Annotated in this window: 11 protein-coding genes; 10 read left to right on the top strand and 1 reads right to left on the bottom strand. The window is 42.7% G+C overall.

Features of this window, described 5'->3' with window-relative positions:
• From F6K63_RS32845 to F6K63_RS32830, 4 genes are all read left to right on the top strand, one after another.
• On the top strand, nt 1–195 hold a 195-nt coding region (locus F6K63_RS32845), incomplete at its 5' end, for a hypothetical protein (protein ID WP_287267480.1).
• A gap of 171 nt (nt 196–366) precedes the next feature.
• A complete protein-coding gene (locus F6K63_RS38115) occupies nt 367–2280 on the top strand; it encodes a lipid-A-disaccharide synthase (RefSeq protein ID WP_287314459.1) in 1914 nt (637 codons plus the stop codon).
• Between the two features lie 26 nt (nt 2281–2306).
• Entirely contained in the window at nt 2307–2432 is a 126-nt protein-coding gene (locus F6K63_RS32835; RefSeq protein WP_267872044.1) for a hypothetical protein, read from the top strand.
• 10 nt (nt 2433–2442) lie between these two features.
• The gene (locus F6K63_RS32830; RefSeq protein WP_008184995.1) at nt 2443–2934 is read left to right on the top strand and encodes a hypothetical protein; all 492 of its coding nucleotides are present in this window, start codon (nt 2443–2445) and stop codon (nt 2932–2934) included.
• A gap of 27 nt (nt 2935–2961) precedes the next feature.
• On the opposite strand, the gene F6K63_RS32825 is transcribed toward F6K63_RS32830, so the two are convergent.
• Nucleotides 2962–3141 carry a hypothetical protein gene (locus F6K63_RS32825; protein ID WP_287314458.1) on the bottom strand — a complete coding sequence of 60 codons (180 nt, stop codon included), beginning with the start codon at nt 3139–3141 and terminating at the stop codon, nt 2962–2964.
• A 1114-nt stretch (nt 3142–4255) separates the two neighbouring features.
• Between F6K63_RS32825 and F6K63_RS32820 the strand changes: the two genes are divergently transcribed.
• The 6 genes from F6K63_RS32820 (at nt 4256) to F6K63_RS32795 (ending at nt 11422) form a co-directional block, all read left to right on the top strand.
• Nucleotides 4256–4489: a hypothetical protein gene (locus F6K63_RS32820; RefSeq protein ID WP_287256750.1), complete on the top strand. Its 234-nt coding sequence runs from the start codon at nt 4256–4258 to the stop codon at nt 4487–4489.
• Nucleotides 4490–4562: 73 nt separating this feature from the next.
• On the top strand, nt 4563–4697 hold the full coding sequence (locus tag F6K63_RS32815; protein WP_267872043.1) for a hypothetical protein: 135 nt from the start codon (nt 4563–4565) through the stop codon (nt 4695–4697).
• 352 nt (nt 4698–5049) lie between these two features.
• Nucleotides 5050–6867: a tetratricopeptide repeat protein gene (locus tag F6K63_RS32810; RefSeq protein WP_287314457.1), complete on the top strand. Its 1818-nt coding sequence runs from the start codon at nt 5050–5052 to the stop codon at nt 6865–6867.
• A gap of 2 nt (nt 6868–6869) precedes the next feature.
• Nucleotides 6870–8123, top strand: coding sequence for an ATP-binding protein (locus tag F6K63_RS32805; RefSeq protein WP_287314456.1), 1254 nt, complete (start codon nt 6870–6872; stop codon nt 8121–8123).
• A 238-nt stretch (nt 8124–8361) separates the two neighbouring features.
• Nucleotides 8362–9684 (top strand): tetratricopeptide repeat protein, encoded by a 1323-nt coding sequence (locus F6K63_RS32800; RefSeq protein ID WP_287314455.1) that lies wholly within the window; start codon nt 8362–8364, stop codon nt 9682–9684.
• A 37-nt stretch (nt 9685–9721) separates the two neighbouring features.
• Nucleotides 9722–11422, top strand: a complete 1701-nt coding sequence (locus F6K63_RS32795; RefSeq protein WP_287314454.1) for an Eco57I restriction-modification methylase domain-containing protein — start codon at nt 9722–9724, stop codon at nt 11420–11422.
• The last annotated feature ends 3 nt before the right edge of the window (nt 11423–11425 follow it).

Below are 11425 nucleotides of genomic sequence, written 5' to 3'. Positions count from 1 at the left end.
GCAGTCAGCAGTCAGCAGTCAGCAGTCAGCAGTCAGCAGTCAGCAGTCAGCAGTCAGCAGTCAGCAGTCAGCAGTCAGCAGTCAGCAGTCAGCAGTCAGCAGTCAGCAGTCAGCAGTCAGCAGTCAGACCTTGACCTTGGCCGTTGGCCACGCACTCGCGTTTGGCTGAAAGCACCTCAAGTAGCGTGCGGGTAGCACATAAGCTGATAACTGATAGCTGAAAGCTGAAAGCTGAAAGCTGAAAGCTGAAAGCTGAAAGCTGAAAGCTGAAAGCTGATAGCTGATAACTGATAACTGATAACTGATAGCAAGCCATATCGTCATAATTAGGAGTGGGGAAGAGTGCCAGCAGCAGATATTTTAGTTATGTCCAATGGCCCAGGAGAGGTGACCACCTGGGTGCGACCAGTGGTGAAGGCATTGCGGGAAACTTTAGGCAATGACCGTTCATTACTCCGGATATCGGTAGTCCTATCTCCTTGCCCTCATGCCACGGGCAAAGAAGATGCGATCGCAAAATCCTACCCAGAAGTAGACCGGGTTCAAGCAGCAGAGGATTTTTTGCCATTCTTGTTGTGGGGCAAGACAGCTCAAAACTGGGACTGGCATCCACAAGGGGTTGTTCTATTCCTAGGGGGAGACCAATTTTTTCCAGTAGTGATTAGTAAGCGCTTAGGGTATCGCAGTGTTGTCTATGCCGAGTGGGATGCTCGTTGGTACCCCTGGATTGACCACTTTGGCGTGATGAAACCCGATATTATCGCTCAAGTGCCTAAGAAATATGCCCACAAATTCACCCTAGTAGGGGATTTAATGGCAGAGATTAGGGGATTACCCCTTACCGGTTCTCAGGTTAATCAGGAGTTACAGGTTACTCAAGGGTTACAGGTTGCAGGTTCTCAGGTTACTCAGGAGTTACAGGTTACTCAGGGGTTACAGGTTACTCAGGGGTTGAAGGTTGCAGGTTCTCAGGTTACAGGTTCAACCCAAGAAGATAACCTTGGCCAAAAGGCCACGCTACGCGAACAACATTCAACCCAACCACCTTGGCCAAAAGGCCACGCTACGCGAACAACCCAAGAAGATAACCTTGGCCAAAAGGCCACGCTACGCGAACAACCTTCAACCAAACAACCTTCAACTAAACAACCTTCAACTAAACAACCTTGGCCAAAAGGCCACGCTTCGCGAACAACCGAAGATAACCTTCAACATTCCACTGAAGTGATCGGACTATTACCGGGGTCAAAACCAGCCAAACTAGCTCAGGGAGTACCTTTATCTTTAGCGATCGCTGAACACATCCATAGGGCTAGACCCCAAACTCGCTTTGTGATTCCGGTTGCTCCTACCATAGATCTAAAAACATTAGCCAAATTTGCCAATCGAGATCACAATCCCATTATTAACAAGACAGGATGGTCAGAGGCACAACTTATATATAAAGTTGATAACGACTCGGTGATTAATCCAGGGTTACAAGTTAAGGGGTTACAGGTTAAGGGGTTACAAGTTAACGGGTTACAGGTTAAGGGGTTACAAGTTAAGGGGTTACAAGTTAAGGGGTTACAAGTTACAGGTTCAAACTCCGATAACCTACCCTACGGCAACGCCAAAGGCGAACAACCTTCAACCCTTCAACCTTCAACCCTTCAACCTTCAACCCTTCAACCTTCAACCCTTCAACCTTCAACCCTTCAACCTTCAACCCTTCAACCTTCAACCCTTCAACCTTCAACCCTTCAACCTCCTAACCTTCAACCAAATACCCCGCCCCCGCAACTATTCCTCAAAACCCCCAGTGGCTTGTGTGTAGAACTCTGGGAGTCCTTTCCTACCTATGAATTGTTATCGCAATGTTGTCTTTGCTTAACCACAGTGGGAGCGAATACCGCTGAGTTGGGGTCTCTGGCCGTGCCAATGATTGTGCTGTTGCCGACGCAACAGTTAGATGCCATGCGGGCTTGGGATGGCTTACCCGGTCTATTGGTCAAGTTACCAGGAGTAGGCTCTAGCGTAGCGAAAGTGATTAACTGGTTGGTGCTAGGGCAAAAGCGTATGTTTGCATGGCCCAATATTTGGGCAAAAAGGGAAATTGTGCCAGAATTGGTAGGAAAGCTTGAGCCGGTTGAGGTTGCCCAACTTGCTCTAGACTATCTGGAGCATCCAGAGAAGTTGTCGGAAATGCGATCGCATCTCAAGAGCGTTCGCGGAAAACCAGGAGCTGCCCAAACCTTAGCTCAACTGGTTAAACAAGAACTTCACAAAGACATGATATAGCTTACCTAAATCAATTCTGATAATTTTTGATTACCTACTCCCGATTCCCTACTCCCGATTCCCGATTCCCGATTCCCTACTCCCGATTCCCTACTCCCCACTTGAGCTTGACTTTCCGAGTTAGATGGGATTACAATACTATTCCGCAATAGTATTTTAATTATGATTGTCGGTACAACACAAGCTGCATCTCTGCTGGGTATATCATCTCAACGACTGCGGATGCTATTAAGTAAAGATCGCATCAAAGGAGCCAAAAAAGTTGGTCGGTTTTGGCAGATTCCATTATATGATGGTGTGCCAGTGGTCACCGAAGGTCGTAGGGGACCAAAAGGTACATGGAATCAGGAGAAGCATGTCGGAGCTACCTATATCCACGTTAATGAGGAAGCGTTAAAGAGCAATCACAAGAACCAGACATCTTTGCCAGTGTTTACTGTTAAACGGGGTGAGCGGACTCATTACTGTCATGAGGTAGAAATAGCAGGAGCCTGCCGACTGGTTTATCGACCATTACAAGCTGAGTCTATGAGTGATTCGGTGTGGCTCCAAGTTGAGCCTAATGTTCTAGTGACTACTAAAGTGTTTACTGGTAGTGAGAACCTCGACGATAAATTAGAGGAGTCTCAAGATAGCCTTGACGCAACAGTTTAATAACTCTTGCTACCTATACCTTTAAGGTCAAGCTTGCATTAAAAAGCAACCGCCAAGATTCAACAAACCTGTAATCAAACCACCAAGAATTACTCCTTTAATCAATTCCCATCGTCCCGGCAATCTTAGCACAAGTAATACTGGGATAACATAGACTAACTGAGCAATACCAATCATAGACAATATTATAATATAAAACTGTTCCAAAATGGACCGACGCACTTCTGTCAGAGTGTAGCGATCGCGTTTTGGTTCTGGTCATTTAGTGATGTAGGGTGGGCAGTGGTTTATCAAGGAATAGTAATAGTTAAAAATCCGATAGAGCACTGCCCACCAGAGGATTAATTTTATTAAATAAATAATTAACTGTTGGTGGGCAGTGCATATCCAACCGATTCCGATCCGATTTTATTGGTCTCGTCCACTGCCCTGGTCATTTAGTGATGTAGTGATGTAGGGTGGGCAGTGGTTTATCAAGGAATAGTAATAGTTAAAAATCCGATAGAGCACTGCCCACCAGAGGATTAATTTTATTAAAACTGGTCATTTAGTGATGTAGGGTGGGCAGTGGTTTATCAAGGAATAGTAATAGTTAAAAATCCGATAGAGCACTGCCCACCCTAGGATTAATATCTAATTAAATCCCTGTTGGTGGGCAGTGCATATCCAACCGATTCCGATCCGATTTTATTGGTCTCGTCCACTGCCCACCCTACGATTAATTTTATTAAAACTAATTAAATCCCTGTTGGTGGGCAGTGCATATCCAACCGATTCCGATCCGATTTTATTGGTCTCGTCCACTGCCCACCCTACGATTAATTTTATTAAAACTGTTGGTGGGCAGAGGATTAATTTTATTAAATAAATAATTAACTAATTAAATCCCTGTTGGTGGGCAGTGCATATCCAACCGATTCCGATCCGATTTTATTGGTCTCATCCACTGCCCACCCTACGATTAATTTTATTAAAACTGTTGGTGGGCAGAGGATTAATTTTATTAAATAAATAATTAACTAATTAAATCCCTGTTGGTGGGCAGTGCATATCCAACCGATTCCGATCGGATTTTATTGGTCTCGTCCACTGCCCACCCTACGATTAATTTTATTAAAACTGTTGGTGGGCAGTGCATATCCAACCGATTCCGATCGGATTTTATTGGTCTCGTCCACTGCCCACCCTACGATTAATATCAATAATTTAATTACGATTAATCTTCGCAATTTGGTAATAAAAAAAAATTCCTAAACCCCTTGACAATAGATTAATAAATTAATATATTAATAATGTAAGCGTTTTCAACCAATAACGATTCATGAGTACAAACTTTCCTTCAAACCCTGATGACAATCAAAACCCTGAAAACCAAGGTCGCAAAGCTAAGAAAGCCAAGCACATCTTGATTGGTTATCCTGAACAAGTTCGGAAAACAATTCTTACCATCTATTCTCTTAAATACGCTTATCCCGACGAGTGGAGCACTCCCGAACCTACCGGAAATCCTGGTGAGGTTATGGTGACTTTGATTCGATATTTTTACGTAGATTAGGATAGTAAATTGCCAGGGCGTCGCCCTGGCGACCAGGAATGAAGAATGAAGAATGAAGAATGAAGAATGAAGAATGAACGTTTTTTTGGGGAGGGGTATAAATCAGCAAGCCGTCAGCGGTCAGCCGTCAGCTTATTTTATTCAAAAGCACCGATTGCGCTACGCGCAGGCTAAGCCTTTGGCTGATACGCGACACGCTGATAGCTGACTAACTCGGGAATAATGTACAATTAATCAGGAGTTATATGGTTTAAGTGCAGCTTAGCTGTACGTTTTGAGGTTTACACAATATAATTCGGTCAAGTATTAGAGTTTATCTGAGCTTGACCGAATTTTTTTATTAATTGCTATACTTATAGAAGTTATTAATGGGAGTTTTGATCCCCCCTAACCCCCCTTAAAAAAAGGGGGGAAAAGAGTAGGCGTATGGTGCGTTAGGGACGGGCTCGGCATCATTTTATAGGTATTCAGTCTTGGAAGAGTCCGTCCCGTAACGCACCACCAGGTCAAACTGATAGCTGACCGCTGAGCACTGATAGCTAATAGCTGAATAAGTAAAAATGGACGAAGAAAGAAGACAAGCATACCTCGAATTTATCCAGGAACTGCTAACTTGTCCCAGCGGTGAAGCAGTCCAAATTATTGAGAGCAACCGCGAGTTAGTGGATCTAGTGTTATTGCAGGTAATGGTATTAGTAGCAGAAAAACTAGCAGCCGATGGCAAGCCAAATGCTGCTGACTTTTTAGTTCGTCTCAGGAGTCAACTTTTAGAGATAATTTCAGAATCCTCTACTTTAGTTAATGCTTCATACCAAGACTATATGGAATTATTGACAGAGGTATTGGTAGCAACTAAAAACAGCAATGGCGACTCCAAAGTTGTCTACCCACTCCTAGAAGAAAACCTAGATAAACTCGACCATAAATTTATCGATATCTTGCAAAACTGGGCAAGTGCTAAATTCTCAGATTTGGAACAAAAAATAGCTGAAAAAATAGCTATATATATTGGCAAATTCAGCATCCTGATCAGCAATTTTTTACTCGGAAATAAAGCCAATAACATCGAGATTTACATTGCTGGTTACGAAACGATACTAACAGTTTTTACCCATGAGAGTAACCCCAAAAATTGGGCAAGCACTCAATATAACCTGGGCATTGCCTACAAAAACAGAATTAATGGAGATAAAGCTGATAATTTAGAACTCGCCATAGAAGCATACCAACTAGCTTTATCCGTTCGTACTAAACCAGACTTCCCCGAAAAGTGGGCAAGCACTCAATATAACCTGGGCAATGCCTACAGTGACAGAATCAATGGAGATAAAGCTGATAATTTAGAACTCGCCATAGAAGCATACCAACTAGCTTTATCCGTTCGTACTAAACCAGACTTCCCCGAAGATTGGGCAAGAACTCAATATAACCTGGGCAATGCCTACATTTACAGAATCAATGGAGATAAAGCTGATAATTTAGAACTCGCCATAGAAGCATACCAAGTAGCTTTATCCGTTCTTACTAAACCAGACTTCCCCGAAGATTGGGCAAGCACTCAATATAACCTGGGTCTTGCCTACATTTACAGAATCAGTGGAGATAAGGCTGATAATTTAGAACTGGCCATAGAAGCATACCAACTAGCATTATCCGTTCTTACTAAACCAGACTTCCCTGAAAATTGGGCAAACACTCAAAATAATCTGGGCGCTGCCTACAGTGACAGAATCCGTGGAGATAAAGCTGATAATCTCGAAAAAGCCATAGAAGCATTCCAACTAGCATTGTCCATTTATACCAGAGAAGTCTTCCCCGAAAATTGGGCAATCACTCACTATAATTTGGGCGATGCCTACAGTAAGAGAATACTAGGAAATAGTTCAGAAAATCTGGCAAATGCGATCGCATCCTATCAAAATGTTTCAGAAATCTTTACCCGTGAAGCCTTTCCCGAAGATTGGGCAGATGTCCAACGTAATATTGGTAAATTGCTGGTTCAGCAAGGAAGCTGGTATGATGGGCTATCCCACTTAGAGCAAAGTCTCCCTATCTATAGTCAAACCGAAAATCTAGAAGCCCTTGCGGATTCAATATACCACATTGCCCGCACCCATCATTTAATCATGAACCTAGACAAAGCCCGGATGAATTACCGGGACGCTCTCCGCATCTACAATCATCTCAATAATCAACCAGGAATAGCTATCTGCAAAACGGGATTAGGCATGCTGATGATTTCCATAGGATTTATCGACGATGCTAGACAAGAACTAACCCAAGCTTATGAAATTTGTCATACAATTAAGAATAACCAAGGAATTGATAATATTCAACAACTGCTCCAAGTAATTAACAAAATTAAAGCCAAGCCATAGCCATGAGTGAAGCCGATAAACTTTGGGATGAAACCGACGAAATTTTTACTAGCTGGAATCTTGAAGACATTCCTTTTTCTGAAAGTGCTTCAAGCTTGGGGTCAAACCTAGATCAAGTTTTCACAGGTCGCACCCAGGAGTTAAAGACGATATTTCATTTGTTGCGGGGTCGCGAACGGAAGCGGATATTAGTCTATGGTTCCGTTGGGATTGGTAAAACAGCATTTATTTTAGAAGTCTTGAGCGTCTTACAACGAAAAAGTAAAGATACTCTCGCTACCTATATCAGTCTACCCTTTGAAACTGATTTAGCAACCGCTGCTTTGATTGCCCTAGCTCGACATATGCCAGAGGATGAGTGGGCGCAACAACTGTTAAACAACATGGGATTGATGAGTGAATCGACTCGCAAAACCAAGACCAAGTTTGATGTAAAAATTCCAATGGTTGGGGGAAGTATTGAAACGGAATCCACACCCGTTAATGCCCCAAAGTTTCCCACTCTCACCTTTCAAGACTTATTGGAAAGGGCGCTGGAAAAGTATAGTCGTGTGGTGATTGCTATAGATGATTTAGATAAACAAGACCCAGCTAAGGTGCGTCAACTATTGCACGATGCTCAAGGCATGCTCAAAGGTGATGCTTGGTTTATTTTGACTGGGCATCCTTCCGGGTTGACTCGGGATTTGTTGATCTCTGAACGAGGATTATTTGATTTAGCATTAGAGATTAAAGCATTAGACCAACCCACCACTTATCAAATGTTAATTAACTATCTCGCTAGCGCCCGGATTAACAAAACCAGCAAAGACGAAACTAATCCTGATGCGGTTCATCCCTTCACTCTAGAAACCGCTAGAAATCTGTGCGCACATTCCCAGGGGATACCCCGTTGGTTCAATCGCATTGCTAATTATGTATTACTGAAAGCAGCGGATTTACAAGCAGAAAAGATTACACCAGAGGTATTTCAGCAAGGTTTAGAGTATGTCAGTCAGAAACTGCGTGGTCAGTCAGAATTAACTCCTGAAGATTATTATGTCCTTGACTTAGTTTTAGAAAAAGGGGTGCTATCCGATGAAAACGTAACCATGGATGACCTCAAGCGTCTTAAAGCTCAACAGTTTACTCAAGTTTTACCGATTTTAGATAAATTAATCCAATTTGACTTAGTGCGTCGTTTACCTACGGATAAAGCAGCGGAATATCAAGGAAATCCTCTACTTTTGCCTCCGTCAGAACAATCGGATGAATAAGAATGAAGAATTTAGAATTTAGAATTTAGAATTTAGAATTTAGAATTTAGAAATGAGTAGTTACGTAGGGTGCGTTAGGGGCGGAAAGCCTCTGATTTTTGGCCTCAACGCCCGGATCGGGATAATCCGCCCCGTAACGCACCACCCAAGGGCGAGCCTTCTAAGCTGACTGCTGACCACTGATAGCTGTTCGCGTAGCGTGCGCGTAGCGCATAGGCTGATAGCTTAATAATAAACAATGGACAAACAAAGAAAACAACAATACCTCAAATTGCTCCAGAAACTCCTAACTTGTCCCAAGGGCAAAGAAGTCCAACTTCTTAATAGCAACCGCGAGTTAGTGGATGCGGAATTCTTACAGGTAATGGCACAATCAGCAGACTATCTGACAGCAAAGGGTCAGCAAAATGCTGCTAACTTTTTACGGCGGATCAGGAGTAAGCTTTTAAAGGGTCTGGCAATTTCAGAAACCCTTACTTCAGCTAAGGCTTCATCGGAAGACTATCAGCAATTCTTAGAGGAAGTATTGCTAGCAACCGCTAACAGCAAAGGCGACCACGAAGTAGTCTACCAACTACTGGTAGCAAACCTAGACAAACTCGATCATAATTTTATCCCTATCCTGCAAACCTGGGCAAGTGCTAAACTCTCAGAAGCGGAACCAGAAACAGCAACAGAAATCGCTAATACTATCTGGGAATTCAGCACCCTGATCAGCGATTTTCCACTGGGTAATCAAGCCAATAATAGGGAAATCGCTATTGCTGGTTACCAAACCATGCTAACGGTTTTTACTAATCACAGTAACACGGAAATTTGGGCAGCTATTCAAAACAACCTGGCCAATGCCTACTGTGATAGAATCCGTGGCAATCGGGCTAATAATCTCGAAAAAGCCATAGATGCATACCAAATAGCCTTGGAGGTTTATACAAAATCAGACTTCCCCGAAGATTGGGCAAGCACTAACAACAACCTGGGCATCGCTTACTGTGAAAGAATCCGTGGAGACCGGGGTGATAATCTCGAAATTGCTATTAAAGCATTCCAACTAGCATTAGAAATTCGCACTAAACTAGACTTGCCCGAAGATTGGGCAATGACTCACTATAACCTGGGCAATGCCTACTGTGAAAGAATCCGTGGAGACCGGGCTGATAATCTCGAAATTGCCATAGAAGCATACCAACTAGCCTTGGAAATTCGCACCAAACCAGATTTCCCCATTGATTGGGCAATGACTCACAACAACCTGGGCATCGCCTATAGTGACAGAATCCGTGGAGACCGGGCTGATAACCTCGAAATTGCTATTGCCCAATACCAACTAGCCTTGGAGGTTTATACCAAACGAGACTTTCCCGAAGAGTGGGCAAGGACCCTATATAACCTGGGTAATGCTTACAGCAACAGAATAGTAGGAGAGACTACAGAGAATCTGGAAAATGCGATCGCATGCTATGAAAATGCCTCAGAAATCTTTACCCGTGACGACTTTCCCGAAGATTGGGAAAACATTCAACGTCATATTGCTAGACTACTGATTGAGCTAAGAAACTGATATACCTTAAAATACCACAAGTCATGGTTCGGTCACAATGGAACAGCAACTAAGCTTGCCATTATTGGATTTTTCCTCTGCTGTCGGAAGCTTTGCAGCAAAGAGTAGTGAGGAACGAGGAGCAATTTTTACCCGACGTGAGGTTGTAGAGTTCATTCTTGACCTGACAGGTTATACCGTAGATCGCCCTTTGCCAGACTATCGGATACTTGAACCCTCGATTGGTGAAGGTGACTTTCTTGTTCCGATTGTAGAGCGACTGTTAACTGCTTATGGTGCTCATGATTCTAATCAAGTCAGACTAGTTGATAGTCTCCACAATTCTATTCGTGCAGTTGAGATCAATCCTCAAAGCTTTGAAAATACCAGAATTAAACTTTTAAGGTTACTCCAGCACCATGGAATTAATCAAGATGACGCCTATCAATTGCTAACATCCTGGCTGATTGAAGGTGACTTCCTACTTGTAGATTTACCAGGTTCATTTACTCATGCAGTTGGCAATCCGCCTTATGTTCGGCAAGAGCTGATTCCGGATATTCTCTTGGCCGAGTATCGAGCCAGATATAACACTATATATGATCGAGCAGATTTATATGTCCCTTTTATTGAACGTGCCCTAAGTAGTTTGGAACCTGGAGGGGTTTTAGGTTTTATTTGTGCCAATCAATGGCTAAAGAATAAATACGGTAAGCTACTACGAGCAATGGTTTCTGATCATTATCATCTTGCTTACTATATTGATATGGTCGATACTCAGGCGTTTCGCACTGAAGTTAGTGCTTATCCTGCCATTACAGTCATCAAGTTCCAAAAATCCGAAGTTGTTCGAGTTGCTCATCGACCATTAGTTGAATACAACACACTTAAGAAACTAGCCCAAAATTTTTGTGCTGACTCTATTTCTCCGGAAAGTGGTATCATCGAGCTTAGGGGTGTAACAAATGGGTCAAAACCATGGATTCTAGATTCTGTTAAAGAACTTATGGTGGTTCGTCGCCTGGAAGAAGACTTTCCTAGTTTAGAAGACGTTGGTTGTAAGGTAGGCATTGGTGTAGCGACCGGAGCAGATAAAGTTTACATTGGGCCCTTTGAAAAACTGGAGGTTGAACCCGATAGAAAATTGCCTTTAGTCAAGACACAAGATATTAAAACTGGTATTATCAAGTGGGGTGGCCTTGGTGTTATCAACCCATTTCACGACAATGGTTCTTTAGTTGAACTTGAAAATTATCCCAAGCTGGCAAGTTACCTTGCCCAACATTCCGATACAATTTTGAAACGGAACTGTGCCAAGAAAAATCCCAAGAATTGGTACAGAACAATTGATAGAATTTATCCCAGCCTGACCGCTTACCCTAAACTGCTAATTCCTGATATTAAATCCAAAGCACATATTGTCTATGAAGATGGAAAATTATACCCCCATCATAACCTTTATTTCATTACTTCACAAGAGTGGGACTTAAAGGCACTTCAAACAGTTCTCAAATCAGGTATAGCTAAACTATTTGTATCTATTTACTCAACTCAGCTCAGGGGAGGGTATCTTCGCTTTCAAGCACAATACTTGCGGCGAATCAGACTTCCTCAGTGGCAAAGTATTTCAGAGAATCTTCAAAGAATGCTAATAGAAGCAGCAAACACAGGAGATCTTAACCTTGGAAACTATGCAGTGTCTGAAATTTATGGATTGACACCAAAGGAGCGAGCTGTGATTAGAGATAACCAGATCTAAATA

Origin of the sequence: Moorena sp. SIO1G6 (genome assembly GCF_010672795.1) — a bacterium.
GTDB lineage: Bacteria > Cyanobacteriota > Cyanobacteriia > Cyanobacteriales > Coleofasciculaceae > Moorena > Moorena producens.
The sequence above is the reverse complement of the archived record's forward strand: the minus strand, read 5'-3'. Positions and strand labels throughout refer to the sequence as shown.